Here is a 24,557-nt window from a genome sequence, read left to right as displayed (position 1 = left end):
GCGGCCGGTGGACGCGCGCCAGGAACACACCCGAGGGACACTCCGGTGGGACACACCCGATGGGGCACGCGGGGGGGACGCACCCGACACGCCTGCGACACCCGCACCCTTCCGGCAGGCTCGGACCCGTCGGTCCGGGCGCCACTGACGGCTCATCACCCGAATGGACCCCCCAGAAGGCGCCATCTCATATCTGAGATAACCTCAACCTCATGGCAGACGACTACCTCGTACGCATCGGCAAGCTCATCCGTGACGCCCGACAGCACCGGGGCTGGACCCAGGCACAGCTGGCCGAGGCACTCGGCACCAGCCAGAGCGCCGTCAATCGCGTCGAGCGGGGCAACCAGAACATCAGCCTTGAGATGATCGCCCGCATCGGTGAAGCCCTGGACAGCGAGATCGTCTCGCTGGGCTACGCGGGCCCCATGCACCTGCGGGTGGTGGGCGGCCGCCGGCTCTCCGGCGCGATCGACGTGAAGACGAGCAAGAACGCGTGCGTGGCGCTGCTGTGCGCCTCGCTGCTCAACAAGGGGCGCACGGTGCTGCGCCGGGTCGCCAGGATCGAGGAGGTGTACCGCCTGCTGGAGGTGCTGAACTCCATCGGCGTGCGCACCCGCTGGATCAACGACGGCACCGACCTGGAGATCGTGCCGACGGCCGACCTCGACCTGGACGCCATCGACGCGGAGGCCGCCCGCCGTACGCGGTCCATCATCATGTTCCTCGGGCCACTGCTGCACCGGGTGGACCAGTTCAAGCTCCCCTACGCGGGCGGCTGCGACCTCGGTACGCGGACCATCGAGCCGCACATGATCGCGCTGCGCCGGTTCGGTCTGGACATCACCGCGACCGAGGGCCAGTACCACGCCGTGGTGGACCACGCCGTGCGTCCGGACCGCCCGATCGTGCTGACCGAGCGTGGCGACACCGTGACCGAGAACGCGCTGCTGGCGGCGGCCCGCCACAACGGCGTGACGGTCATCCGCAACGCCTCCTCCAACTACATGGTCCAGGACCTGTGCTTCTTCCTGGAGGTGCTCGGCGTCCGGGTCGAGGGCATCGGCACGACGACGCTCACCGTGCACGGTGTGCCGGAGATCGACGTCGACGTCGACTACTCGCCCTCCGAGGACCCGGTGGAGGCGATGAGCCTGGTGGCGGCGGCCGTGGTCACCGAGTCGGAGCTGACGGTGCGCCGGGTGCCGATCGAGTTCCTGGAGATCGAGCTCGCGGTCCTGGAGGAGATGGGCCTCGACCACGACCGCACGCCCGAGTACTTCGCCGACAACGGCCGCACCCGGCTGGTGGACCTCACCGTACGGCCCTCGAAGCTGGAGGCGCCGATCGACAAGATCCACCCGATGCCGTTCCCGGGCCTGAACATCGACAACGTCCCGTTCTTCGCGGCGATCGCGGCCGCCGCGCAGGGCAAGACGCTGATCCACGACTGGGTCTACGACAACCGCGCGATCTACCTGACGGACCTGAACCGCCTGGGCGGCCGCCTGCAACTCCTCGACCCCCACCGGGTCCTGGTCGAAGGCCCCACTCGCTGGCGCGCAGCCGAGATGATGTGCCCACCGGCCCTGCGCCCCGCCGTGGTCGTCCTGCTGGCCATGATGGCCGCGGAGGGCACCTCGGTCCTGCGCAACGTCTACGTCATCAACCGCGGCTACGAGGACCTCGCGGAGCGACTGAACTCGATCGGGGCGCAGATCGAGACGTTCCGGGACATCTGAATCTCCGCCGCACAGGTGCCGCCGCACCCTGTCTGACCTGCGCGAATGCAGCTCTGGAAGGGGTGCGGCGGCGCCTCTGGGACTTCTCTGGGACTTTGGGCCGGGATCGGGCTCTCCCGGCCGCCCGGGCTACGCGAAGACCGCGTCGATGGCGGCGCTGCCGCGCGCACCCGCGCGGGGCGGGAAGTGGGCGTACTTCCGGAGCGTGAACCCGGGGTCCGAGTGGCCGAGCCACCGAGCCGAGGAGACGACCGACTCACTGGCCCCCAACTATCCCTCCGGTCACGGTCTCCACAGCAGGAGGGGAGGTGCAGGTCCCTTGGGATAGCCAGGTTCACCCCACAGGTCGGTTTCTGTGCGTTCTGCGCATCGACGCCAAGATCATCGCGTTTCGTGTGCCGCAGGACCTGCAACGCCGTGTCGTAGCCGGGGCGGTGACTCGCGTATTCATCGCTACCGGCGGATCCGGCCTGCGTACAGGAGCGACTCAGGAGCTATGGCGGTCGCGCTGGGCAGGGATCAGCATGCTGAGCAGCGTCGCGAGGCCGCTTGCGGCCGCCGCGATGCCCAGCGAGAGGGCGAAGCCCGATGCCGACGGCACACCGCCGATCGACTCGGCGGCGATGAGCGCGCCGGCGACGGTGGCGGCGCCGGCGGTCCCGAAAATCCGGATCTGCGCGTTGAGACCATTGGCCGCCGCCGCGTCCTCGGCGGGCACCGCGGACATGATGATCTGGGGAATCGCGGCGAACACGACCCCGAAGGCAGCGCCGACCACGATGTTGACGGCGAGCAAACTCTGCGGACTTGTCAGCACGATCGCGGCGGTGATGGCGACGGTGACGATGGCGGCGCCCGCGGCAGCAACCGTTCGCGGCTCGACCCGGCGCAAGATCCGGGCGAGGAAAGGAGTGGCGATTGCCTGCGAGACCCCATTCGCCATCATGATCAGACTCGCGGCCACAGGACTGAGACCGAACCCGGCCGGGGACCTGGCGGGCAGCACGAGCAGTTGCGGGAAGACGACCATGATCGTCATGGTCGCGAAATTGATGAGCAGCGAGAGCATGTTGGTACGCAGGATCCGGGGTCGCACCGAGACGCGCACGTCGATGAGTGGCGAGGGGTTGCGTGCCATCGCGAGCCAGCCGAGCGCGAGACAGGCGGCACCGCCGATGACGAGGGCGAGGGTGACCGGTGAGTCCCATCCAAGCGTGAGGGCCTCGGCGATGCCGATGAGTAGCACAGCTGACCCAACGATGTTGGTGGCCGCACCCACGAGATCGAACCTGTCAGTTGCGCGACCCTCTGCCACCGGGACGGTGACCGCGATCCACGCCGCAGCGACCAGCGACAACGCGAGACTCACCCAGAAGATCGAGCGCCATCCGGCCCACTCGGTCATCGCTGCTCCGAGCGGGATCCCGAATGCGGCACCGACACCCATCGTCGCGGAAGCGAGTGCCAGCGCGGTTCCGAGCCTGTCCGCAGGGAGGATCTCCTTCATGATCGACATGCTGAGCGGGATGAGCCCGATCGCGATGCCTTGCACAGCACGGCCGGCGATGAGTACCCCGACCCCAGGGGCCAGTCCGGACAGGAGCGAGCCAACGGCGAGCAGCCCGACCAGGACAAGCGCAACGCGCTTGCGACCCCAGATGTCCCCCAGTCGCCCGCTGACGGGCGCGAACGCGCTTGCCGAGGCGACGGTGGCGGTGACGACCCAGGCCGTGACCTCGCGTGGCTGTGCGAGCAGGTCAGGCAGCTCGGCCTGGATGGGAAACGCGATCGTCTGGACAAGACTGGCGTTCAGGCAGCCGAACACGAGCGCGGCGACCGCTGTGCGGTCGCCGCGCTGTGGCTTTGCAGCCACCGCCATCAGTCGTGGATCGTGTTCTCGTAGTCGCGCTGCTTCTCGGGTGGGTAGTACTTCTCCTCCCACCGGCGCACGTCTTCGTAGCTGGGCTTGATGAACACGTCACCGAAGCCGACGTAGTCGGGCTGCCCGGCGAGCGAGAACGCCGCGGAGTTGTACTCGTCGATCGGGGCGAGCTCACCGGCTTCGCGCAGCTGCAGCAGGAGCCGCCAGACCTCGAGCACGCCTGGGAGGATGAACGGGGCAATCTGGATCATCTGGCCCCATTCGCTCAGTTGTGCGATCGACGGGGTCGGGCCGGCGTGCCGGGAAGCGATCGCGTATGCGGGCCCGGGAGTCTCGGCGAGGACGATGCGCACTTCCTCCCAGGAGCGCAGCCCCTCGTAGAAGATGACGTCCACGCCGGTCTCCTGCCGGTAGAGCACGCCACGCCGGATCGCCTCTTCCAGACCGCCGCCCTCCGCACCGTAGCCGTCGGTGCGGGCGACGATGACGAAGTCCTCGTCCATCTCGTCGCGGGCGTCGACGGCGGCGTTGAAACGCCCGATGGCCTCGGCGTCCGAAACCAGCTTGATACCGGCCTGGCCGCCCGCCTTCTTCGGCTCTTCCTGGTCCTCGATGTGGATGCCGGCGACGCCGGCGCGGATGAACTCCTGCACGGTTCGCCTGGTGTTGATGGCGCTGCCGTAACCGGTGTCCGCGTCGCAAAAGACCGGGATGTCGACCGAGTCGGCGATGGTCTTGCAGTGTGCGACCACTTCGCTCATGGTGAGCCAGCCGACGTCGGCGACGCCGCCGACCCACCACGTGCTCATACCGCCGGACACCTCGAACGCCGGGAATCCGGCCCGCTCCGCCATCTGGGCGTGTATCGGCAGCGTCCCGAACGGCATGATCGTCGTCTGCGGACTCTCGAACAAGGCGCGCAGCCGGGTCGTCTTCTTCTCGGTGGCGGGCATGATGGGTGCGTTCTCCTTTCGGCCGGATGCTCGGCCATGGGGCGCCGGCGGGCCGCACCTCGGTAGCGAGCTACTGAGCGGTGGCTTGTTCGCGCGACGCATGGCGAGCCCGGCGATGAATAGCGGCGACCGCGCAGCTCGTCCGCTGCTTCCAGGGACCAGGGCCTGAACACGTGACTGTCGGTCGCGCCCGTGACGGCCGCGCCGGTGGGCGCGCCGCGCCATGCGGCGAAGGATCGCCCCTTCTCGGCATGGGTTCGTGGATGACACTACGGGCGGTGCCGATCATTACGCCAATGCAATGTGGAGCCTGTTTCGATCCATGTCATGCATGAAACCGGTCATCCGGAGCCTTCGACGGAGTCCGTCCGCATGTTGTGGGCGGAGTACAACTCACGGGCACGGTCGGCGGTGAGTTGCATGACGAATCGCACCGCGGGTGAAAGCGTCCGATGGGCGGGCCGATTGAGCGTCACAGCCGTGTGCGGCAGCGCGTCACCCCGATCGACGTCGAGGCGCACGAGCCCCGCGGGCGTGGTTCCGCTGTTCGCGATCAGGACCGCGTCGACCTCATGTGCCAGGTGGGACATGATGCCGAAGTCGTCGACCTCGATCGAGGCGAACAGGTCGCGGGCCAGCTCCGGTGGGGCGAATGTGGGGAGCACTTCGTTCCAAGCCGTGCCGCAGATGCGCGGGAACCGTGCCAGGTCGGTGAACGTCACGGACGGCTGCGCCAGGAGGGGGTGCGAGGGGCGCACGAAGAAGTCCGGCCGCGCATAGCCGAGCACTACCGTGGTCAGCCTGTCGGTCCACCCCGGGTTGGGTTCCCGGGAGATGAAGAAGTCCAGACTCCCGTCGAGCATCATCGAGTACATCGTGTGGGCCTGCGACAGCACGGTACGCATCGAGATCTCCAGTCCGGAGGCGAGTACCTCACTGATGACCCCGGGCAGGATGGTCCCGCCGATCGCCGGCCCCGCACCCACGTTCACATGCCCGCGGATGCCTTGCGAACGCATCGAGATGTCGGCCTCGATGCCGCTGGCGTGGCGCAGCAGATCCTCGGCATGGTGCAGGAACTCCATGCCGATCGCCGTCAACTCGATGCCGTTGCGCCCTCGGTCGAGGAGCCGGGCATTGAGGGTCTTCTCCAGGCTCTGGACACTGCGTGTCAGCGTGGGTTGCGAGACGTGGAGCGCCGCCGCGGCGGTGGTGTAGCTGCCGTGGCGGGCCAGCACGACGAACTGCTGGAGCTTGACGAAGTCAAGCATCGTCGCCGCCCTCGATGCGCAGCGGGTCGAGGAGATCTCCTGGTGAGTAGACGTCGCCCAGCAGTCGCGCCCCCTCGACGGTGAGCCGGAGGTTCGCGACGGCCGGTTCGGTTCCCGCGAGGTCGACGACGCGGGCGAGGTGAACGCGGCGCCCGCTCGGCTCGGGGGACACCGCGACCGTCATTCGCGCGTCCCCGTCGGCGCACTCGACCATCGGATCGGCGATCAGGACGTCCAGGAACCCCCCGTGCGCTTCGAAGCGCACGCTACCGGTGAAACGGTAGGAGCCCTCCGCCATGCGTTCGCCGTCGAAGACGAACACGTCACCCTCACGCCGGGCGCCGTCCCCGCAGCTCACCGTGCCGCCGGCGGCGAGTACATAACGTTCGAAACTCTGTCGGATCGACCAGCACAGTTTCACGACCGACCCCCTTTCCATTCAGCATGTGCATTGAAATCTCAGCTTACATTCTGGTGGAGCATACGGAAGCCTGCTTACAGTGCCGAGCAGACTCGATCGCTGGAAGCCGGCGTCAACGAGGACACGACAACACGAGGAAACGGACGCGATCTCATGGCGGACTTCGACTTCACCGGGGCAGGCACGGTGATCACCGGTGCGGGCAGCGGTATCGGGCGCTCGATCGCCCTTGAGTTCGGACGACTGGGCGCCCAGGTCCTCGTCGCCGACATCAATGGCGAAGCCGCTGCGTCGGTCGCCGAAGAGATCGTCGCGACGGGTGGGACGGCCCGCGCGCAGGTGGTCGACGTCACCGAGTACGAGAGTGTGGAAGCCCTCGCGGACACGGCGTTCTCGGAGTTCGGCCGCGTCGACGTGCTCTGCAACAACGCCGGAGTGACCTGGCGGCCATTTCGCGCGGTGTGGAACGCCAGCGTGGCCGACTTCCGCTGGATGACCGAGGTGAACTACTTCGGCGTGGTGCACGGCGTCTTCGCCTTCCTGTCCCGGATGCGCGAACAGGACGGTCACAAGCACATGGTCAACACGTCGTCTCTGGCGACCCTGTCGACCAGCCCCGGTCACGCCCCCTACACCGCGTCGAAGCACGCCGTCGACGGACTCAGCGACGTCCTTCGCGAGGAACTCGTCGACCACGGCGACGACTTCGGCATCACCGTCCTGCATCCGGGGCTGATCACCACGAACATCGGCGAGACCAGCACGGCGGTGCGCCGTCAGCAGACCGACGACGACCTGACCGCGGCGATCGCCTACCAGCAGGTGCGCGACTTCGACTTCCCCCACAACCAGCCCAAGGGCCCGGAAAACGTGGGCAAGCAGGTGGTCGAGGCGATCCGTCACAACGACCCGTACTGCATCACGCACCCGGCGCCCGCCGACCAGCTCGAAGAGCGCAAGAACCTCTGGATCCGCGGCTACCGCGGCCTGTGAACCAACGTAAAAAGGGACAGAACATGACTCTGCCGACCGACATCGACGAGAAGCTCGTGGACCCCGCGTTCTTCGCCGGGACCGATTTCCACGAGACGCTCAAGCAGTTGCGCCACGAGGACCCGGTCCACTGGACGGACGCATCCGGCTACCGGCGCGGATTCTGGACGCTCACCCGCTACGAGGACTGCCTGCGGCTGCTGCAGGAGCCCGAGAACTTCAGCAGCTCCGCCGGCACGCACATCCCGCCCCTGGGTCGTGAACTCACCGACGAAGAGCGGTACAAGATGGGTTACGACGTGCAGCTGGTCGTCAAGGACCCGCCGGAGCACGCGGTCCTGCGCCGCCCGTTCAATCCGCACTTCAGCGTGCCCGCCGTCGCGAAGTTCCACGGCGACTGCGAACGCATCGTCGACGAGATCATCGACGAGATCGCGGTCAAGGGCGCCGCGGACGGCGTGCGCGACATCGCCGCGCTGTTGCCCGTGCGCCTGTTCCTGGACCTGATGGCCATCCCGCACAAGGACTGGGACACGGTGCGGGCGATCACGCTGAAGATGCTCCACCCCGAGGACCCCCGCTTCGGCGACCCGGGCGCGGCGGACTTCAACGCGGTCATCGCCGATGCCATGGGCAGCCTGTACGACTACGTCTCCGCGCACGTGCTGTCGCGCCGCGGCAACCCGTCCGACGACTTCGCCAGTCTCATCGCGAACAAGGACTACCGCGGGGAACTGCTGAGCGAGCGAGAGGCCGGCTGGATGGGCTTCAGCGTCGTCGCCGGCGGACTGGAGACCACCCGCAACGCCGCGGCGGTCGCCATCATGGAGCTCATCAAGCGACCCGAGCAGGCTGCCCTGCTCCAGGACGACGCCGTCGCCAAGACCGCGGTCGAGGAGATCATCCGCTGGGTGACCCCGTCGAAGAACCGCCTCCGTGTCGCGACCAAGGACCTGGAGATCGGCGGCCAGGAGATCAAGAAGGGCGACTGGGTGGTCGGCTGGATCGTCTCGGCGAACCGCGACGAGACGGTGTTCGGCCCCACCGCCGACCAGTTCGACATCACCCGCGACCCGAACCCGCACCTGGGCTTCGGTGACGGCGAGCACCTCTGCCTGGGCCGCAACGTCGCGCGACTCGAACTCAAGATCCTCCTCCAGAGGCTGTTCGAGCGCCTGCCCGAGATGCGTCTCGCCGGCGACGTCGAGTGGGTGCACTCCACCAACACGACCGGACTCTCCACGCTGCCCATCGCCTTCGAACCGCGGACGCCGACGGCCGCCTGAACCCCGACCCGCGCCACACGGACCGAAAGAACAACCATGCCGAAGATCACCTACATCACCCCGCGCGACGGCGCTCGACACGTCGTCGAGTTCACGCCCGGCGACGACATCATGACCACCGCCGTCAACAACGACATCCCCGGTATCGAGGGTGAGTGCGGCGGCGAGATGAACTGCGGCACCTGCCACGTCTGGGTCGGCGAAGGCGAACGCGACAAGTTCGGCGAGGTCGACTGGGACGAAGAGGTCATGCTCGACATCCTCGACGACCGGCGACCCGAAAGCCGGCTGGGCTGCCAGCTCAAGCTGGATTCCCAGCTCGACGGCATCACCGTGACCGTCGCGACCGAGGAAGCCTGAAGTCGCCATGCAGCACTTCGACGTCCTCATCGTCGGTGCCGGACACGCGGGTGTGGCGCTCGTGGGACAGCTGGCGAAGTCCGGCTACGGCGGCAGCGTCGGCATCCTGGACAGCCAGGACTGCCCGCCTTACGAGCGCCCCCCGCTGTCCAAGGGATACATGCTCGGTGAGGTGCGCGACGACGACCTCCCGCTTCGGCGGGAGGACTACTGGTCCAAGGGGACCGCCCGGTTGGTGACGGGCACGACCGTCACACAGGTGGACCCCGGCGCGCGGACGGTGACCACGGACAGTGGCGAAAAGGTCGGCTACACCCACCTGGTCTGGGCGACCGGCGCCTCGGCGCGACTGCTGTCGATGCCGGGTGCCGACGCCGAGAACGTCCTCTCCGTGCGCACGCTCGAAGACGCGCGGCGGCTGAGAACACTCGCGACCGACGCCCGGCGGGCGGTACTCATCGGCGGCGGCTACATCGGGCTCGAGACCGCGGCGACACTCGCCAAGCTCGGCAAGCAGGTGACCGTTGTCGAGTTGCAGGAAAGACTGCTCGCCCGCGTCGCCGGCGCGACGATCGCGGAACACCTGCGTCGCGTGCACGAAGACCACGGCGTCCGCGTCGTCCTCGGTACCGGCGTGAGCGAACTCGGCACCACGGACGGCGTCGTCACCTCGGTCACCCTGACCGACGGCCAGACCCTTCCGACGGACATCCTCATCGTCGGCATCGGTGTCGAACCCCTCGTCGCCCCCCTCGTCGCCGCGGGCGCCACAACCGGCAACGGGGTGCTCGTCGACGCACGCTGCCGTACGAGCCTGCCGAACGTCTACGCGATCGGCGACATCGCGGCCCAGCCCAACGAGTTCGCCGGTGGCACCGTCATGCGCCTCGAATCCGTGCCGAACACCACCGAGCACGCCCGGCTCGTCGCCGCCGACCTCAGCGGCGCCGAACCACCCCGGCGCGGGGTGCCCTGGTTCTGGTCGAACCAATACGACGTGCGCCTGCAGACCGCCGGGATCCTCAACGGGTTCGACCACGAAGTGCCCCGTCACCAGGACGACGGATCGCTCGTCGTCGGGTACTTCAAGGACGGTCGTCTGATCGCCGCCGACTGCGTCGACGCGCCACGCGACTTCAGCATGGTCAAGGCGCTGCTCGCAGCCGGCGGCGCCGTGACGGCGGAAGAGTTCGCCGACACCTCGGCTCCACTCAGCACGCTGGTCAAGCGCGGCCGGGCAGCCGTCTCCTGAACAATCCGATCACTACCGCCCCGTCGCTTCGTCGCGGATTCCGTTTCCGGCCTGATGCGAAAAGCGACCGGGCGGCCTCTACCCGCCAGGGCTGAAGAAGCGCGAGACCCGCCGGCCCCGGTGATGCTCGGTCGTCACCCGACACAGCGATGCCGTACTGCAATTGATCAACTTCCCGATCACAAAAAGGCGGTTCAATGTCGAACATCGAAACCCCTGCGAAGAGCGCGATAACCGAGGAATCGGAATGGCGCTCCGGAGGGCGAACAGCTGTCACCGCGGCAATCGGCTACGGAGCGGGGCCGGTCCTGTTCCTCACCACCGCGAGCGTGTTCGTGGCACCCACGGTCGAAGCAACGGGCTGGTCGACGCGTGAGGTACTGATCTCCCCATGGCTCTCCGGCCTTTTCGCGCTGTGCGGACCATTGGTGAGCCGAAGACTCAACAGGAAAGGAGTGCGCTCGACCGCCGTCCTGGGATTGCTGGGATTCAGCGCGCTCCTCGTCCTGTTCGCGGTCATGCCCCTGAACCACCTCACCTTCTACGGGGTCGCGGCCGGCATCGGACTGTTCGGGTCCTTCGCCTATGCGGTGACCTTCAACCGAGCCGTCGCCAACTGGTTCAGCAAGAGCGCCGGAACCGCCTTCGGCCTGGTGGGAGCGGGCGGTGCGGTCATGCCGCTCGTCGCCATCCCCGTCGCCAGTTATGTGATCTACACATACGGTTGGCGGATGGGCTACATCGCCCTGGGAGCTTTCGCGCTCGTCGTCTCCTTGCCCAATGTCCTGTTCGGCATCAAGGAGCCCCCGCTCGCGCACGTCAGGGACGAGGCCAAGTCCCGTCAGCGAGGTGAGCGCCACGCACAGCCGAGCGTTCTGCGGACCGCGCGGTTCTGGGTTCTCGTCGTCTCCTTCACAGTGGCTGTGGGCGGGGCGAACGGATTCCTCTCCAACGTCCAGCCCATTCTTCTGGACGGAGGACTCACCACTGTAGTGGCGACCTCGATCACCACCCTCTTCACCGTGGGCGTCATCGCCGGTCGCCTCGGCGCCGGAGCGTTGCTCGACCTGACCAACAAGTACGCGGTGGCCGTCAGCGTGCTCACGATCTCCGGCCTCGGCGCCCTGGCCCTGACCCAGGTGTCCGCGCTCCCGCTGATCGTCGTGGGCGCAGCCGCCCTCATGGTCGCGTTCAGTCAAGGAGCGGAAGGCGACATCGCGGCCTACTTCATTCTGGACGAGTACGGAAAGAAGGACTTCGCGACCCTGTTCGCCCTGGCCATGGCAGCTACGGCGGTGGGTGGCATCGGCGTTCCCTTCGCCTTCGCCTGGATCATCGATTCCACGGGGTCCTATCTGGGTGCCTGCGTCCTCGGCGCTGGCTGCTACCTCGCGTCCGCGGCGCTGCTCCTGGTGTTCCGCGCCATGGGCCGGAAGAACGGGCGTCACGACAGTGGGGCCGAAAATGACGCCGCCAGCGCGCTTGTCACGCCTGCGCCGACAATGCCTGCTGAGAATAAGTAACTGCTCCGGGAAAACGCCAAGAGGCACTGCGGGTGCCGACAAATCACCCGGCCTGCTCACGCGGAGGGGCATTGCGTGTTTGCGGATTGAGTGGACTCGACCCGTGATGTCCGGGGTTGCCCGGTGCCGGGGGTGAACGCAGGTGCAGGCACGGTTTCGGGATCATGACGGTGTCGAATCCGCATGACCACAACCGAAGACCGTGCCCGCGCCCTCGTCGTCTCCCATTCCGCAGGGGCTGGAACAACTGACCCGTACCACCTCACCGCAGCCGCTGCCCGACGCGGTCTGCCTGGCCCGCTTCCTCTCCGGCCTGCCGGATCCGCGCGGCCGCCGTGGACGGCGCTTCCCTCTGATCGCCATCGTGTCGGCCGCCGGGGCGAGCGTGCCGGCCGGGACAAGATCCCTGACCGCGATCGCCGAGTGGATCGCGGACGCCTCCCACCGGGTCCTCACCGCCCTCGGCGTCGCCGTCGACCCGTTCAGCAAGACGGTCACCGTGCCGCATCCCACTACGGTGATGCGGTTGCTCGCCCACCTCGACGGCGACGCCTTCGACCCCGCGGTCTCCGCGTTCCTGCAGGCCAGAAGCCAGTCTCCTCGGCAGGAGTGTCGGTGGCGGGCCGTGGCGGTGGACGGCAAGGTGCTGCGCGGATCCCGCAGGACGGGAGAAAGAGCGGTATGGCTGCCGGCCGCGATGGACCACGCCGGCACTGTGCTCGGGCAACGGCAGAACGATGACAAGGGCAACGAGACCCCCTCACCGAGACTGGCGGTCGCACACAGCCCTCTCCCTCGTCCGGTAAGCCGTGTTACTTTTTCCAACCACGGGAGACAAGCCGTACCGCACCGGGATCGCCCTTCACGGGACCGGCTCAGGGAGGCACGATGCTGGAGGAGTCGCTCACCGCTCTGGCCGCCAGTGGCGGTGCCGCCGTCGTCGCTGCGATGGCCACGGATGCCTGGGCGAGCACTCGAGCCGCCGTGGTCCGACTATTCCGGAGAGCCGGTGAGGAACAGCAGATGGCAGTCCGTGTGTGCCTGGCGGACGACGCCTCCCTGGTGACCGGGGCGTCCGACGCCGTGCAGGCGCGCCAAGCTCTGCTGACGGCATGGCAGTTGCGGCTGGAGACCCTGGTGAGGGAACACCCTGACGCCGCCGAGGAGCTCCGCGCGCTGATATCCGGGTCGCTGTCCGCGCTACCGCAGCACGAGCGCCACTGGGTCCAGAACAACGTGGCCCGGGATCACGGACAGGTCTTCGCCGCGCTGGGCGGTAACGTCATCGTCCATCAGCCACCGCCGTCGCCCGCCCCCGAGCCCCCGGACGCTCCGACCACCGACCGGTGACGGCCGGCAGATCCGGTGAGCCGCAGCCGCACATCGAGCAGCGGGTCACGGCAACGGCGGGATTCGCCTACGGCACGATCGGGGCGGACATCCACGTGTTCGGGGACGGGACGCCCGTCTATTTGCTGGCCAGATGGCGTCCTTCTCCGGAGGCCGACGCTGAGTGGCTGTCGGAGCTGCCGAGCCGGATGCTCAACGCCCGTTTCTCCGTTGTCCCGTTCACCGGCCGGAAGGCCGAACTGGCCGTACTCCGGCAGTGGCGCGACAACGGTCCGCGCCTTGCCGTGAGGTGGTTGCACGCACCCGGCGGCCAGGGCAAGACACGGCTCGCCGCCCGGTTCGTCCGTGAGTCCGCGGAAGCGGGGTGGCAGGCGGTCACCGCCGTGCACGGCCCCGGTGCCGTCCAGCCGCCACCGGGCAGCCAGGACCTGAGAACCGGCGACGACCAGGGCCTCGTCCTGCTGGTCGACTACGCCGACCGGTGGCCGCTGACCCATCTGACCTGGCTCCTCAGCAACGCCCTCCTGCACCGGCCCGGTGTCCGCACTCGGGTTCTCCTGCTGGCGCGGACCGCCGAGTCCTGGCCCGCGGTCCGGGGTGCACTGGCCAACCACCAGGCGGGCACGTCCATCCAGCAACTGGGCGAGTTACCGGACGGATCCGAGGCACGCGCGGACATGTACGCCGCCGCTCACGACGCCTTCGCCTCCCGCTACGGCCTCCCTGTCCCGGGGCGGACCCTGCCGCCGCCCGGCCCGCTCGACCAGCCGGGCTTCGGGCTCACGCTCACCCTGCACATGGCGGCGCTCGTGGCGGTGGACGCCCATGTCACCGGCCGCCGGCCGCCTTCCGAGATGGCCGGGCTCACCGTCTATCTCCTGGACCGTGAACACCTCCAGTGGGCGCAGCTGTTCAGCTCCGGCGGCCGCCCGGCCCAGCGGCCGGCCGGCTCACAGCGGGAGTTCAGAACTCCGCCGCAGGTCATGAACCACACCGTCTTCGCCGCGGCCCTCATCGGCCCGGTCAGCTCCCGGGCAGGCGTCTCGGTGGTCGAGGAACTGTCCGCGCCCCTGCCGGCTCCGCAGGTGCTCGCCGACCACTCGTACTGTTATCCCCCGCCCGAGCCTGACCACGGGAGCGTCCTGGAACCGCTCTACCCGGACCGGCTGGCAGAGGACTTCCTCGCCCTCACCCTGCCCGGGCACACTGCCGACTACCCCGCCATGCCCTGGTCCGAGACCACGGTCGCGACGCTGCTGTCCCGGGGCGGGCAGGGCGCGGCCCCCCTCTGGGCCCCGCGCGCGGTCACCTTCCTCACCGCCGCAGCTCAGCGCTGGCCGCACGTGGGATCCAGGTACCTCTATCCGCTGCTCGATGCCGATCCGGCGCTGGCGCTTGCGGCCGGAAGCGCGGCACTCAGCGCCCTCGCCGCGCTCGACGACGTTCCCCCCGAGCTGCTGGCCGCCGTCGAGTCCCACTTCCCGCTGCGCCGTCATGTCGACCTCGACGCGGGCATCGCCTCGGTGGCCTCCCGGCTGCTACAGCACCGGCTCGGCGGCGTGGACGGCGACGACCTGGCCACCCGCGCCGCCGAGTACCGCAAACTCGGCAACCGCCTGTCGAACGCGGGGCTGCACGAACGCGCCCTGGAGGCATTCGAGCAGGCCGTGACCGCCTGCCGGCCCCTGGCCGCCCAGGACGCCGCCCTCTACGAACCCGAGCTCGCTGCCGCCCTCACACATCTCGGTACCTGTCTGGCTCTGTTGGGCAGAGGTGAGGAGGCGCTGGCGGCAACACAACAAGCGGTGTCGTCCTACCGCCGGCTCGCCGCAGCCCGGCCCGAGACGTACGAAGGGTTGTATGCCGGCACGCTCAGCAACGTCGGCCTGTGGCTGGCCATGAGGGGCCGCAGACAAGAGGCCTTGGCCGCCTCGGAGGAGAGCGTGGCGGTCTGGCGCCGTATGGCGGCGGCCGACCCGGCCAGGGAGGAATTCCTGGCTCAGGTCCTGCACAACCACGGCAACCAGCTCTCCGACATGGGCCGGCCGGCCGATGCCGCGGACGCACTGCGGCAGGCGGTGGCGATCCGGCGCCGACTCGCCGACCAGGACCCCGCGACCTACGAACCCGACCTGGCGGACTCACTGATCAATCTCGCGAACCACCTTGCGGCGCAGGGGAAGCGCTCCGAGGCCCTGGAGTCCTCATGGCAGGCCACCGAGCTCTACCGTCGCCTGGCAAAGGTCAATCCAGAGGCGCACGAGGGGAATCTGGCGATCGCCCTCACCAGTCTGGGCGCCGACCTGGCGGAGGGCGGCCGCCGGGACGAGGCCATTGGGGTGACGGAGGAATCGGTCGCTCTCCGTCGACGGCTCGCCGCGGGCAACCTCGTCGTCTACGAACCCCTTCTCGCGCAGTCCCTGTCGAATCTCGGTTGGTTCCGTCTGTCGGCGAACCGTCCCGCCGAGGCGCTGGAGGCGTGCGAGGAGGCCGTGGCGATCCGGGAGAGGCTGGCTGCCGCCGAACCCGATGTGCACCGCGCCGACCTGGCCCAGTCGCTCACCCACCTCGGAGCCTGTCTGGCCCGCAACGGACGACCTGCCGAGGGTCTGAGGGCGACCGTTCGCTCGGCGGAGCTCTACCGTCACGCCGTGGCCGACAATCCGGCCGCCTACACCCTGGAACTGGCCCGCGCCCTCAACAACATCGGCCGCTTCCTCGCCCTGGCCTCCCGCTGGAAGGAAGCACTCGCCGCGGTCGACGAGGCTCTCACGCTGGCACACCGGACCGCTTCGGCGAACCCGTTGGCGTATGCGAACCTCGTCGGCAGTCTACGGGACATCAAAGAGGCCTGTCTGCGACGGCAGGTCCCAGGAGCGTCGCACGGCTGAACATCATGGGACCGCGGCACGATCAGGCAGATGCCGTACACCATCACGGTTGCGCCTGCGTCGCTCGAAAAGGGGCATCGAGTCCTCCCAGCGGCTGGGCCGCCACCGCTGGACCGTCGAGCGCAGCATGGCCCGGCCCGCCGGATGCCGCCGCCTGCACCGCCGCTATGCGCTCCAGCAAGGCCCGGGAATCTTTGGGGTGCAGGGCCTGCGACCGCAGTGTGTCATAGCGCTGTTGGAGAACTCTCACCTCTTTCGAGTCACCAATCAGCCGCCCGCTCTCCTGGCCCTCCGAGTATGCGAGTCGACGCCCTTCAGGGGTCTCCAGGCGCAGAGGCCCATCCATGCACGAGTGGTACTCGGCTTCCAACGGCATGATCTGCAACGCCACGTTGCGAGGCAACGTGTGCTCCAGAACGTGGTCCAGTTGCTCGCGCCACACCTCGGCACCGCCCAGTCTCCGTCGCAGGACCGCTTCCTCAACGATGAAGTGGAACGGAACTGTCGGACGCTCGCACAGCATCCGTTGCCGCTCCAGCCTCGCTGCAACCTGGGCCTCCAACTGCTCATCCGTCAGCAGCGGAATCCGGTTTTCGAAGAGTGCCCGCGCATACGCCTCCGACTGCAACAGCCCCGGCACCAGCCGGCACTCGTACGTGCACAGGCTCACCGCCTCCCGCTCCAGCCGCGCCCACCGCCGGAACCATGCCGCGAGACCCGCCTCGCCCCGGGTCAGATGACGGGCGGCCTTCTGCAGCGCACCGGTGTTGCCGAGGGCTTCCTCCGCGCGCTCCACGAACACCTCGTCCGGCATGCGGCGCCCCAACTCCACCGACTCCACGGTGTGTTTTGGAGAACCGCACCCGGACACCGAGGTCCGCGCGGCTGAGGCCCGCGTGCTCGCGCAGCGCCTGGACGAACGCGCCGAACGTGCGCAGGCTGTCCGACGGATGGGGCTCCCGCTCGCACTACGGGGCACCTGGGACGAGGCGAAGGAGGCGGCGGCCTGGCTCGGTGAGCGGCTGGCCGAATACGCCCCCAGGTTCGCGTCGGAGAGCGACCGGGACGCCGCGCGCCTGGCCCGGCTGGTGAGCGCCGCCGCCGAGCGCCTGCGCTCGGGTGCCGACGTGTCGTACGGCTGCTACCTCGAACGCCCCTCGTACCTCTCCCTGGCCGTAGTGACGTGCGCCCCGAACCGCGCGATGCCCGAACTGGCCTGCCATGCGCGTAGAGCAGGCTCGGCATTCGCCCCCGCCCTGACCGCACGCATCAGCGTCAGCCAACCCCAGAGGGCTCCACCAAACGGGTGATCACATCCCAAAAGCCAATGAGTGTTCTTGCCTCGTGCATAGTTTCACGTCATGCCCAACGTCAGTCACGACACCCTGCACGGCTTCCTGCCGGGACGTCCGAAAGCGCTGAACCGCGCGCTGGACCTCTTGGACCTCGGAATCCCGTCCGGTGTCACCACCGAGACCCTCCCGACGGACGCGTCCGGCGCCCCGAAGATGTTCACCCGGAACATGGACTCCGTGCTGCGGGTGGTCCGTCCCGACGGGCGAGATCCGTTCATCCTGCTGGTCGAGGCGCAGACCGGCATCGAGACGAAGAAGGAGACCTCGTGGCCCTACTACGTCGCCTACTTGCGTGACCGGTACAAACTCGAGGTCGTCCTGCTGGTCCTGTGCGTGGACACGGCGACGGCGGCATGGGCGGCCAGACCTCTGCGTACCGGTCTGGGACGCCCCACCCAGGTGACGGTGCCTCACGTGCTGGGCCCGGCCAACGTCCCGCGTGTGAGCCGGGTCCAGGACGCCTCGGCCGATCTGGACTTCGCCGCGTTCTGTCTGTGGATCCACAGCAACGACCCGGACATCGAGGGCATACTGACGGTGGTGGGCGAGGCATTGGCCCAGGACACGGACCGCGAAGCGCGGGACGACCTGGCGGGGCTGATCGAGGACGGCTTGGGCAGCGAACACGCCCGGAAAATCTGGAGGAACCTGATGGAAACCCTCTTCACCCCCAGGCGAGGCACCATCGTGGGCGATGCCCGCCTCGCAGGACAGGAAGAAGGACTCGAGGAAGGACTCGAGAAGGGACTCGAGAAAGGGCGCGTGGCCGGAAAGGCCGAGCAACTACTGCGCCTGATGGAGCGCCGCGGCCTCTCGATGACGGAAGACACCCGGCAGCGCGTCACCACCTGCACGGACATGCCGCTCCTGGATCTCTGGTTCGACCGCGCCATCGACGCCACCACCCTCGACGAGATCTTCGCCAGGCCCTCCGCCACGGACCGCGTCCCCGCCCCCGCCCAGAGCCCGGAGCACACCACGGTCCCCAGCCAAGGCTTGAGGGCCCCCGGCTCCCCGACCAACTGACAACAAGGGCGCACACACCGACGGCCGGCTGATACCGCGCCGACCAAGCCCGCCCCCATGCAACGCCTGTCACACGGGTGCCGCCTCCGTCCGGTCAACGGCGTGCAGCGGCACCCATGGCGGGCCGTCGAGCAGCACAGAAACGTGCCCGGCGGCCTGCTGCCGAGGCCACGGGGCGTCGGTGACCCGGTCGTCGTCGCGGAGCTGGCCGCCAACGCCGTCCTGCACGGCCGTGTGCCCGGCCGCTGCTTCCGGCTGACCCTCACCCTCGGCCCCGGCGCGGACCGTCTGCGCGTCGAGGTCACGGACGCCCGCAGGGACCTGTGGCCATGGCCGGCCCCGGCGGAGGACGGGCCCGGCGCGCTCCCCCTCGGCGGACGCGGCCTGGCACTCGTCACCGCCCTCGCCGACCACTGGGACTGCGTCCCCCACCCGCCCGGCGGCAAGACCGTCCGGGCGGTGCTGACGACACCGGCCGATGGATGATGGCGTCGACCGAGGAGAGCGGAAGCCCGCGCGCCTACGCCTCCGCGGGCAACGCGGGGAACACGACCACCGAGCCGTCCCTTTCGCGGGCGATCTCGATCGCCACATCCGTCGGGCGGCCGTTGACCGCGACGCCGTCGCCCAGCCCACGGATCTGGTACGCCGTGCGCATCAGCCGGTCGACCTCACCGGTCGTCAAGACGGGACGCACACTCTTCGGGCGGGCCAGCTCCAACGCCGACAGGCGCAGCAGGACACCGGCAAGGCCCTTCTCCAGCTCGTCGAGGCGCTGCTCGTCGCTCCTCAGCGCGCGGGTGAAGTTCTCGAACAGGTTGTCGGGCTCGCTCTGGGCCTGCTCGACCGCCTGGAGGACGTTGACACGCCGCTTCAACGCGATGGCCAGGGCCGCCAGTTCGAGGTGGGTGCGGAACGTGCCACCCTGGTCGTCCACGCCGGGGAACGACTCGGTCAGCGTGCCGATCTCGACGGGCTCACCGTCGGGAAGCCGGTCGAGCGCGCTCGTCCACCGGGCCAGGCGGATGTCAGCCTTGCTCAGTGCCGTGTCGATGGCGTGCACCGCCGAGTCGAGTCCCAGCGAGACACCGAGCTTGCCCTGGTCGAGCAGGATGGCCGTGGCCTTGTCGATGGCGGGACGGCAGCCGTTGAGCGCGCTGTGCTCGTCGTCGAGCTTGTCCGCCTGAAGCTGCTCCAGCAGTTCCGTGATGTGCGCGATGGCCTCCTGCCGCTTGGCGTCGGCATGCGCGCTCACCCCGACCGCCACGGCCATGAGCACGAGCGGTGCGGCCACGGTGAGCAGCGTGCCCCCGGCGGCCGCGGCACCGGCGGTCGCACCGGCCCCGCCGACCGTGCCCGCCGCTGCCGCTCCTCCGACCGGTACGAACGTCGCACCGGCGACGATCTTGCCCGTCGTCGAATCCACGAGGGGGCCGCGGATACCACCGGCCACCGCCTTCGACGACATCGAACGAACGATGCCCTGACCGACCTGCTTGGCGACCTTCGCCGGAACCACCATGACGTACAGCCCCTCGCCGGCAGCCGTCGCCTTGGCCGCCGCGGCGGAACCGCGCGCCGACTGTGTGATCAGCTGCGACAGGTGCTGTGCCAGCGGACTCGCGGCATCGAGCGAGATGCCCCGGCCGCGGTCGAGCTTGTCCGGCAGCGGATGCACCTCGAGCGTGGCGATCGGCCGGTCGGCCAACGCGGCCAGCACACCGCGCAGTTCGGCCAGACGCTCAGCCGTCATCGGCCCGTCCCCGGCCACCGCCGGCACCTGGACGTCACCTGTCGCCAGCGTCCACACCGGAACGGTTGCCTTCTTGCGGTAGTCGATCATCGCCCCCCCAACTCATCCCCACGTCAGCCCGCGGCTGACGTCCCAGCAGAACGGTATAGCCGAATCACGGCACCGTGTGTCGCTCGATCCACATCGACCACCTCCCAGCGCGGCGGGTCGGCACAGGCCGACGCGCGGACGACGGCCGGTGCCCGCTGAGTGGCCGAAACCGTGAGAGTCGAACAACTGCCAATATACGCCCTGTTGACAGCGTCAACGCACTCTCTTAGGGTTCTGGCGTTGCTTGAGTATGCGGGGCCACGTCACGGAGGACGGCCTTTCGTCCGGACCGAGGTAGAGCCGCACAGCGTGTCACTGGTTGGGGGATGGTTTGACGCGGAACCGGGTACGTCTCAGCGGCGGCTCGAGCTGGCAGACGGACTTCCGTCGCAGGACCACGGGGCGCCCCGTGCGCTCCGCCATGGACGTCGCTCGTCTCCACCGGAACCTCAACCACATCCTTCTGGACCTTCAGCGTGCCGTGGAGAGGTACGCGGTGGCTGAGGCGACCGGCCTGTACTCGCTGGCGTGGTCCCAGGTGGCGGAGGCGCCGCCCAGCGAGACCAGGAAGCAGCGGGAAGAACTCCAGGCGTTCAAGAAGGTGCTCGACTCCGCCTCCTGGCTGGAGGAGGGGCGTCGACGTGCGGCGACGGCCGATGTCCGGCAGGAGTCCCCGACCCGGCAGCGCTCCACGGTGCGTCCGGGTCGCCGCCCTGCCGAGAAGCGCGCGAGCGGTCACGTGCCGCGCCGCGGGACGAAGCCTTCAAGGACACCGGGGCGAACCGTCCGCCCTCGCACACGGCCGGTTCAGGTTCTCGGACACCGGCTCGTCGTGACGAGCCGCCCCTGCTGGGGACCGGTCAGCTGTCGGAGATCGCCACCGAGCTCCGCCCGCTGCTGGAGCAGACCGCCCGCATGGGCGCGACCACCACCTGGTCCCGTATCGCCAAGCGCCTCCCCGCACTGCCGCGGCTCCACCGGGACGACCAGAGCATCATCCTGTGGCTGGTGGACGAGGAGCGGGAAAAGGGAGAGCCCCTTCTCTGCGCCCTCGTCACGGTCGGCGACCGGCAGATGCACCCCCGTTTCCCGGTCATCGCGGAACAGCTCGGCCTGGCGTGCTCGGACACCGCCGCCCAGCAACAGATGACATGGAGCTACGAGGTGCTGAAAGCCCATCAGTACTGGCGGCATCGGCGCCCCGGGCGCGGCTGAGAGATTCGGCCGCTCATCGGGTACCCGGACCGTGTGCGAGGAAGTGGCCGGACCAACGCGCGACGAGGTACCGGAAACGTGACCGCCGCGTTGCTCACCATGACCGGCTGATCCCACAGTCCGCCTTCCCGTCCCATCACCCCGAGGAGACCCGGCCGATGGCCACCGTGCTGTTCAAGGACACGACCCACCAGGTAGCCGACCTGATCACCGACATCCGGCGCGGTGAGATCGCCCTGCCCGACCTGCAACGGCCCTATGTGTGGCAACCGGCCAAGGCGCGCGAGCTGTTCGACTCGATGTACAAGGGCTTCCCGGTCGGCTATCTGCTCTTCTGGGAGACCGGGATCGAGCCCGGGGCCCGGCAGATCGGCGAAGGGACCAAACCGGAGGCGGCTCGCCGGCTCATCGTCGACGGCCAGCAGCGTCTCACCTCGCTCTTCGCCGTCATGACCGGCACGCCCGTGGTGAGGGAGGACTACCGCACGACGCGCGTCCGGCTCGCTTTCCGTCCCTCGGAGCGGATGCCGCCGTACCCTGTCCGACCCGCGCGAATGCAGTACTGGAAGGGGTGCGGCGGCACTTGGGGGACTTTCCGCGACTTTGCGTCGGGGTCGGGCTCTCCCGGCCTCGATCCAGCCCGCCAGGCCCAGCGGGGCGGACGTCGTCGTACTCGCTTCGAGGTACGAACACACCACGTCGTCAGCCGCCACCCAACCACCAGTGGCGTTGCGGGGTGGCGCGGTGAGTGTGCCAGGGGAGCAGCAGGCTACATCTCGGCCGGCTTCGGAAGGGCTTCGCGCAGGCAGTCGAGGAGTACCCGGGCCGCGGGGCTCGAGGGACCGGTGGTCCGCCAGGCGAGCGCGATGCGGGCGCGCATCCCGGGCCCGGCAATCCGCAGGGTCCGGAGCTGCCTGTCGAGGGGGAATTCGTCCTCGCCAGCAGGTAGCACGGCAATGCCGAGGCCCCGCGCGGCAAGCCGTGCGAGTACGTGTGGCGCTGCCGCCTCGAAAGCAACCCGGGGCCGGAATCCCACCTGTGAACAGCCGCGTTCGAGCGCCGCGCGCACCCCGGTGCCGTGCGGCAGGCAGATCAGCGGGCTGTCGCGGAGATCGGCAAGCGGGACGCTCGTGCCGTCAACGCGGTCGAGAAACGGAACGCCGGGCGCAGCAGCGGCAACCAGCGGGACGTCGATCACCATCCGGAAGGCCACTTTGGGCGGGGGCACCTCTTCCACCGGCCCCAGGAGGGCAATGTCGAGCTCGCCGGCCAGGAGCGCGGCCTGCATCCGCTCCGTGGTGTCCTCGGTGAGTGCCAACTCGACTGAGGGATGGGCGTCGTGGAAGTCCGCGAGAAAAGCGGCGACGTCGAAGGCATGGCCGGTGGCGCCGGAGACCAGCCCGAGCGTGACCCGGCCGTGCAGCAGTCCCGTGTACGCATCCACCGTCTGCTGCACAGCCTCCGCCGCGGCCAGTGCGGCACGGGCCTGCGGCAGGACCGCCCGGCCCACCTCGGTAGGCGTCACCGACCGGCCGGAGCGGTCGAGCAGCGGCTGCCCCAGTTCCTTCTCCAACTGGCGGATCTGGGCGCTCAGGCCAGGCTGCGCCAGATGCAGCCGGGCCGCGGCGCGGGTGAAACCGCCCTCCTCGACCACGGAGACGAAGTAGCGCAGCTGACGAAGCTCCATAACCAATGATTCTAGGTACCAGCAGGACCATCTATTGGAGATATGTCCAAGTCGGCGGCACGCTTGATCGCATGGGAAACGCGACAACCCGCAGGGCGAAGAAGGCCGAGGTCAGGGCCGCGATCTCGGCGGAACGTGGAGAACTGGCCGATCTACTCGACTCTCTGCGAGCCGATCAGTGGAACGAGCAGAGCCTCTGCGCCGGATGGCGAGTTCGCGAGGTCGCGGCACACATGTCGATGGGGTTCCGGCTCTCCCTGCCGGTGACGCTGGGCGAGTTGGCCAAGGCTCGCGGGAACCTTCACCGCATGACCGACCGGGTCGCGCTCAGGGACGCGGCCGCCCATTCCGCCGCCGCACTCGCCGCCTTCCTGCGGGACAACGCCGACCACCCCTGGACACCGCCGATCGGCGGGCTCGCGGCGGCGCTCGGCCACGACGTGGTTCACGGGCTGGACATCACCGTCGCTCTCGGCCTAGACCGGCGCGTCCCCGAGGACCGGCTGCGCATCCTGCTCGACGGGATCCGGCCCAGCAGCCTGAAGTTCTTCGGCGCCGACCTCGACGGAGTGCGGCTGTGCGCCGAGGACCTCGACTGGTCGTACGGATCCGGGTCGCCGGTTTACGGCCAGGCTCAGGACCTGCTGCTGCTGGCCCACGGCCGAAGAATTCCGGGCGGTCGGCTCCGGGGAGTGCCGGGCAGCCGCTTCACTCGGCCGGTCGAGGGAGCATGAACTGTGCGCACCCGGCTCCTGCTTGCCGTGTCCCTGTTGTCCACCGGTCTGCTCGCCGGAGCCTTCTCCTACGGCGCCGCCAACCTCGTCCCGACCTTCAACTCCGTGCCGATCGACATGAGGCTCGACTTCCACACCGAGCTGATGAAGATGAACGGGATCACCATGCAGGGGGCGATGGCGGTCTCGGCTCTCAGTGCCCTCGCCCTGGCCGCCCTGACACGGGACGGGGGCCGGGTCCTCGCAGCGACGGCGGGACTTCTGACCGTCACGTCCTTCCTGATCACCCGGTTCGGAAACGTCCCGATCAACGGCCGTATCAAGCAGTGGGCCGCCACGACACCGCCGGCCGACCACGCCGAGATCCTGCGCCGCTGGGAACTGTTCAACGATGCCCGTACCTGCACTGCCGTGGCTGCGTTCGCCGTCCTGATCCTTGTTGCCCTGAGGCATGCGGACGCGGGACCGAGCACCACTGAACCCGCGTGGCGTCGGGTCGCGAAGGAGTGAGTCCAGGACGGCCGCGGCGCCGGCGGGGTCCGAGCCCTGCGGTGCACCGCTTCTCCGCCGGTGGGCCCGCGGGGAGCCGACCGTGGCCGGCTCCCCGCGACCCTGCGCGGCGTTCAGTACTGGTCGGGCTCCACGAAACCCGTGTTCCCGTTGTCGTCCGCGTCGAAGGCGGCGGCGGTCGGGTCGAATCCGGGCGGGCTGTCCTTCAGGGCCAGGCCCATGCCGGCCAGCTTCGCCTTGACCTCGTCGATGGACTTCGCACC

The 24,557-nt window shown here is 68.9% G+C and carries 23 protein-coding genes and 3 pseudogenes; 16 read left to right on the top strand and 10 right to left on the bottom strand.

The window, feature by feature from the left end:
* The first annotated feature begins 212 nt into the window (after window positions 1–212).
* Window positions 213–1,742, top strand: a complete 1,530-nt coding sequence (locus ACIOWN_RS28930; RefSeq protein ID WP_362352278.1) for a UDP-N-acetylglucosamine 1-carboxyvinyltransferase — start codon at window positions 213–215, stop codon at window positions 1,740–1,742.
* Window positions 1,743–1,871: 129 nt separating this feature from the next.
* On the opposite strand, the gene ACIOWN_RS28925 is transcribed toward ACIOWN_RS28930, so the two are convergent.
* The 5 genes from ACIOWN_RS28925 to ACIOWN_RS28905 all read right to left on the bottom strand — a co-directional run bounded on the left by ACIOWN_RS28925 (window position 1,872) and on the right by ACIOWN_RS28905 (window position 6,269).
* Complete coding sequence (locus ACIOWN_RS28925) at window positions 1,872–2,012, bottom strand: hypothetical protein (RefSeq protein WP_362352381.1); 141 nt, start codon at window positions 2,010–2,012, stop codon at window positions 1,872–1,874.
* A gap of 217 nt (window positions 2,013–2,229) precedes the next feature.
* The gene (locus tag ACIOWN_RS28920; RefSeq protein ID WP_401983734.1) at window positions 2,230–3,621 is read right to left on the bottom strand and encodes an MFS transporter; all 1,392 of its coding nucleotides are present in this window, start codon (window positions 3,619–3,621) and stop codon (window positions 2,230–2,232) included.
* On the bottom strand, window positions 3,621–4,577 hold the full coding sequence (locus ACIOWN_RS28915; RefSeq protein WP_401983733.1) for an oxaloacetate decarboxylase: 957 nt from the start codon (window positions 4,575–4,577) through the stop codon (window positions 3,621–3,623). Before ACIOWN_RS28915 ends, ACIOWN_RS28920 begins: the two co-directional genes overlap by 1 nt.
* A 341-nt stretch (window positions 4,578–4,918) precedes the next feature.
* Window positions 4,919–5,848: a LysR family transcriptional regulator gene (locus ACIOWN_RS28910; RefSeq protein ID WP_362352390.1), complete on the bottom strand. Its 930-nt coding sequence runs from the start codon at window positions 5,846–5,848 to the stop codon at window positions 4,919–4,921.
* The gene (locus ACIOWN_RS28905) at window positions 5,841–6,269 is read right to left on the bottom strand and encodes an HtaA domain-containing protein (protein WP_362352393.1); all 429 of its coding nucleotides are present in this window, start codon (window positions 6,267–6,269) and stop codon (window positions 5,841–5,843) included. The genes ACIOWN_RS28910 and ACIOWN_RS28905 overlap by 8 nt, the downstream gene beginning before the upstream one ends.
* Before the next feature lie 153 nt (window positions 6,270–6,422).
* On the opposite strand from ACIOWN_RS28905, the gene ACIOWN_RS28900 reads away from it, so the two are divergent.
* Window positions 6,423–7,262, top strand: a complete 840-nt coding sequence (locus ACIOWN_RS28900; protein WP_401983732.1) for an SDR family oxidoreductase — start codon at window positions 6,423–6,425, stop codon at window positions 7,260–7,262.
* Between the two features lie 292 nt (window positions 7,263–7,554).
* Here ACIOWN_RS28900 and ACIOWN_RS28895 read toward each other — a convergent pair whose 3' ends face one another.
* Window positions 7,555–7,881, bottom strand: a complete 327-nt coding sequence (locus tag ACIOWN_RS28895) for a hypothetical protein (protein WP_401983784.1) — start codon at window positions 7,879–7,881, stop codon at window positions 7,555–7,557.
* Between ACIOWN_RS28895 and ACIOWN_RS28890 the strand changes: the two genes are divergently transcribed.
* From ACIOWN_RS28890 to ACIOWN_RS28860, 7 genes and pseudogenes are all read left to right on the top strand, one after another.
* Window positions 7,769–8,548: a cytochrome P450 gene (locus ACIOWN_RS28890; protein WP_401983782.1), complete on the top strand. Its 780-nt coding sequence runs from the start codon at window positions 7,769–7,771 to the stop codon at window positions 8,546–8,548. The two genes, ACIOWN_RS28895 and ACIOWN_RS28890, sit on opposite strands and share 113 nt — an antisense overlap.
* A gap of 36 nt (window positions 8,549–8,584) precedes the next feature.
* Window positions 8,585–8,908, top strand: coding sequence for a 2Fe-2S iron-sulfur cluster-binding protein (locus ACIOWN_RS28885; RefSeq protein ID WP_362352399.1), 324 nt, complete (start codon window positions 8,585–8,587; stop codon window positions 8,906–8,908).
* Between the two features lie 7 nt (window positions 8,909–8,915).
* Window positions 8,916–10,160, top strand: coding sequence for an FAD-dependent oxidoreductase (locus ACIOWN_RS28880; protein ID WP_362352402.1), 1,245 nt, complete (start codon window positions 8,916–8,918; stop codon window positions 10,158–10,160).
* A gap of 197 nt (window positions 10,161–10,357) precedes the next feature.
* Complete coding sequence (locus ACIOWN_RS28875; RefSeq protein ID WP_401983731.1) at window positions 10,358–11,683, top strand: MFS transporter; 1,326 nt, start codon at window positions 10,358–10,360, stop codon at window positions 11,681–11,683.
* 202 nt (window positions 11,684–11,885) lie between these two features.
* A pseudogene (locus tag ACIOWN_RS28870) lies at window positions 11,886–12,248 on the top strand (transposase family protein); the annotation flags it as partial.
* A gap of 323 nt (window positions 12,249–12,571) precedes the next feature.
* Entirely contained in the window at window positions 12,572–13,033 is a 462-nt protein-coding gene (locus ACIOWN_RS28865) for a hypothetical protein (protein ID WP_401983786.1), read from the top strand.
* On the top strand, window positions 13,030–15,924 hold the full coding sequence (locus ACIOWN_RS28860) for a tetratricopeptide repeat protein (protein ID WP_362352407.1): 2,895 nt from the start codon (window positions 13,030–13,032) through the stop codon (window positions 15,922–15,924). The genes ACIOWN_RS28865 and ACIOWN_RS28860 overlap by 4 nt, the downstream gene beginning before the upstream one ends.
* A gap of 43 nt (window positions 15,925–15,967) precedes the next feature.
* On the opposite strand, the gene ACIOWN_RS28855 is transcribed toward ACIOWN_RS28860, so the two are convergent.
* The gene (locus ACIOWN_RS28855) at window positions 15,968–16,738 is read right to left on the bottom strand and encodes a DUF5753 domain-containing protein (protein ID WP_401983729.1); all 771 of its coding nucleotides are present in this window, start codon (window positions 16,736–16,738) and stop codon (window positions 15,968–15,970) included.
* Between ACIOWN_RS28855 and ACIOWN_RS28850 the strand changes: the two genes are divergently transcribed.
* The 3 genes from ACIOWN_RS28850 (at window position 16,737) to ACIOWN_RS28840 (ending at window position 18,791) form a co-directional block, all read left to right on the top strand.
* On the top strand, window positions 16,737–17,234 hold the full coding sequence (locus ACIOWN_RS28850; protein ID WP_401983727.1) for a hypothetical protein: 498 nt from the start codon (window positions 16,737–16,739) through the stop codon (window positions 17,232–17,234). The two genes, ACIOWN_RS28855 and ACIOWN_RS28850, sit on opposite strands and share 2 nt — an antisense overlap.
* Before the next feature lie 51 nt (window positions 17,235–17,285).
* Window positions 17,286–18,305: a hypothetical protein gene (locus ACIOWN_RS28845; RefSeq protein ID WP_362352410.1), complete on the top strand. Its 1,020-nt coding sequence runs from the start codon at window positions 17,286–17,288 to the stop codon at window positions 18,303–18,305.
* Window positions 18,306–18,449: 144 nt separating this feature from the next.
* A complete protein-coding gene (locus ACIOWN_RS28840) occupies window positions 18,450–18,791 on the top strand; it encodes an ATP-binding protein (RefSeq protein ID WP_401983781.1) in 342 nt (113 codons plus the stop codon).
* 34 nt (window positions 18,792–18,825) lie between these two features.
* Here the strand turns inward: ACIOWN_RS28840 and ACIOWN_RS28835 are convergent, their stop codons facing one another.
* The gene (locus ACIOWN_RS28835; RefSeq protein WP_401983726.1) at window positions 18,826–20,148 is read right to left on the bottom strand and encodes a hypothetical protein; all 1,323 of its coding nucleotides are present in this window, start codon (window positions 20,146–20,148) and stop codon (window positions 18,826–18,828) included.
* A gap of 915 nt (window positions 20,149–21,063) precedes the next feature.
* Between ACIOWN_RS28835 and ACIOWN_RS28830 the strand changes: the two genes are divergently transcribed.
* The gene (locus ACIOWN_RS28830; protein ID WP_401983724.1) at window positions 21,064–21,363 is read left to right on the top strand and encodes a hypothetical protein; all 300 of its coding nucleotides are present in this window, start codon (window positions 21,064–21,066) and stop codon (window positions 21,361–21,363) included.
* Window positions 21,300–21,809: pseudogene (locus ACIOWN_RS28825) on the top strand (DUF262 domain-containing protein); the annotation flags it as partial. The gene ACIOWN_RS28830 and the pseudogene ACIOWN_RS28825, both read left to right, overlap by 64 nt.
* A gap of 323 nt (window positions 21,810–22,132) precedes the next feature.
* Here the strand turns inward: ACIOWN_RS28825 and ACIOWN_RS28820 are convergent.
* The gene (locus ACIOWN_RS28820; protein WP_401983723.1) at window positions 22,133–23,050 is read right to left on the bottom strand and encodes a LysR family transcriptional regulator; all 918 of its coding nucleotides are present in this window, start codon (window positions 23,048–23,050) and stop codon (window positions 22,133–22,135) included.
* 71 nt (window positions 23,051–23,121) lie between these two features.
* Between ACIOWN_RS28820 and ACIOWN_RS28815 the strand changes: the two genes are divergently transcribed.
* Window positions 23,122–23,784 carry a maleylpyruvate isomerase family mycothiol-dependent enzyme gene (locus ACIOWN_RS28815; RefSeq protein WP_362352421.1) on the top strand — a complete coding sequence of 221 codons (663 nt, stop codon included), beginning with the start codon at window positions 23,122–23,124 and terminating at the stop codon, window positions 23,782–23,784.
* Between the two features lie 3 nt (window positions 23,785–23,787).
* Window positions 23,788–24,294, top strand: a complete 507-nt coding sequence (locus tag ACIOWN_RS28810; RefSeq protein WP_401983721.1) for an anthrone oxygenase family protein — start codon at window positions 23,788–23,790, stop codon at window positions 24,292–24,294.
* 113 nt (window positions 24,295–24,407) lie between these two features.
* Here ACIOWN_RS28810 and ACIOWN_RS28805 read toward each other — a convergent pair.
* Window positions 24,408–24,557, bottom strand: a pseudogene (locus ACIOWN_RS28805) (DNA-directed RNA polymerase subunit alpha); the annotation flags it as partial.

The sequence above is a fragment of the Streptomyces sp. NPDC087787 genome (assembly GCF_044743035.1).
Taxonomy (GTDB): domain Bacteria; phylum Actinomycetota; class Actinomycetes; order Streptomycetales; family Streptomycetaceae; genus Streptomyces.
This window is presented reverse-complemented; position numbering and strand designations above follow the sequence as displayed.

Coding starts and splice junctions, on each gene's coding strand:
- ACIOWN_RS28880 (WP_362352402.1), top strand. CDS start 8,916: ATGCAGCACTTCGACGTCCTCATCGTCGGTGCCGGACACGCGGGTGTG.
- ACIOWN_RS28890 (WP_401983782.1), top strand. CDS start 7,769: ATGGCCATCCCGCACAAGGACTGGGACACGGTGCGGGCGATCACGCTG.
- ACIOWN_RS28895 (WP_401983784.1), bottom strand. CDS start 7,881: ATGACCGCGTTGAAGTCCGCCGCGCCCGGGTCGCCGAAGCGGGGGTCC.
- ACIOWN_RS28820 (WP_401983723.1), bottom strand. CDS start 23,050: ATGGAGCTTCGTCAGCTGCGCTACTTCGTCTCCGTGGTCGAGGAGGGC.
- ACIOWN_RS28865 (WP_401983786.1), top strand. CDS start 12,572: ATGCTGGAGGAGTCGCTCACCGCTCTGGCCGCCAGTGGCGGTGCCGCC.
- ACIOWN_RS28830 (WP_401983724.1), top strand. CDS start 21,064: ATGGGCGCGACCACCACCTGGTCCCGTATCGCCAAGCGCCTCCCCGCA.
- ACIOWN_RS28850 (WP_401983727.1), top strand. CDS start 16,737: ATGCGGCGCCCCAACTCCACCGACTCCACGGTGTGTTTTGGAGAACCG.
- ACIOWN_RS28815 (WP_362352421.1), top strand. CDS start 23,122: ATGGGAAACGCGACAACCCGCAGGGCGAAGAAGGCCGAGGTCAGGGCC.
- ACIOWN_RS28835 (WP_401983726.1), bottom strand. CDS start 20,148: ATGATCGACTACCGCAAGAAGGCAACCGTTCCGGTGTGGACGCTGGCG.
- ACIOWN_RS28855 (WP_401983729.1), bottom strand. CDS start 16,738: ATGCCGGACGAGGTGTTCGTGGAGCGCGCGGAGGAAGCCCTCGGCAAC.
- ACIOWN_RS28930 (WP_362352278.1), top strand. CDS start 213: ATGGCAGACGACTACCTCGTACGCATCGGCAAGCTCATCCGTGACGCC.
- ACIOWN_RS28885 (WP_362352399.1), top strand. CDS start 8,585: ATGCCGAAGATCACCTACATCACCCCGCGCGACGGCGCTCGACACGTC.
- ACIOWN_RS28910 (WP_362352390.1), bottom strand. CDS start 5,848: ATGCTTGACTTCGTCAAGCTCCAGCAGTTCGTCGTGCTGGCCCGCCAC.
- ACIOWN_RS28900 (WP_401983732.1), top strand. CDS start 6,423: ATGGCGGACTTCGACTTCACCGGGGCAGGCACGGTGATCACCGGTGCG.
- ACIOWN_RS28915 (WP_401983733.1), bottom strand. CDS start 4,577: ATGCCCGCCACCGAGAAGAAGACGACCCGGCTGCGCGCCTTGTTCGAG.
- ACIOWN_RS28920 (WP_401983734.1), bottom strand. CDS start 3,621: ATGGCGGTGGCTGCAAAGCCACAGCGCGGCGACCGCACAGCGGTCGCC.
- ACIOWN_RS28845 (WP_362352410.1), top strand. CDS start 17,286: ATGCCCAACGTCAGTCACGACACCCTGCACGGCTTCCTGCCGGGACGT.
- ACIOWN_RS28875 (WP_401983731.1), top strand. CDS start 10,358: ATGTCGAACATCGAAACCCCTGCGAAGAGCGCGATAACCGAGGAATCG.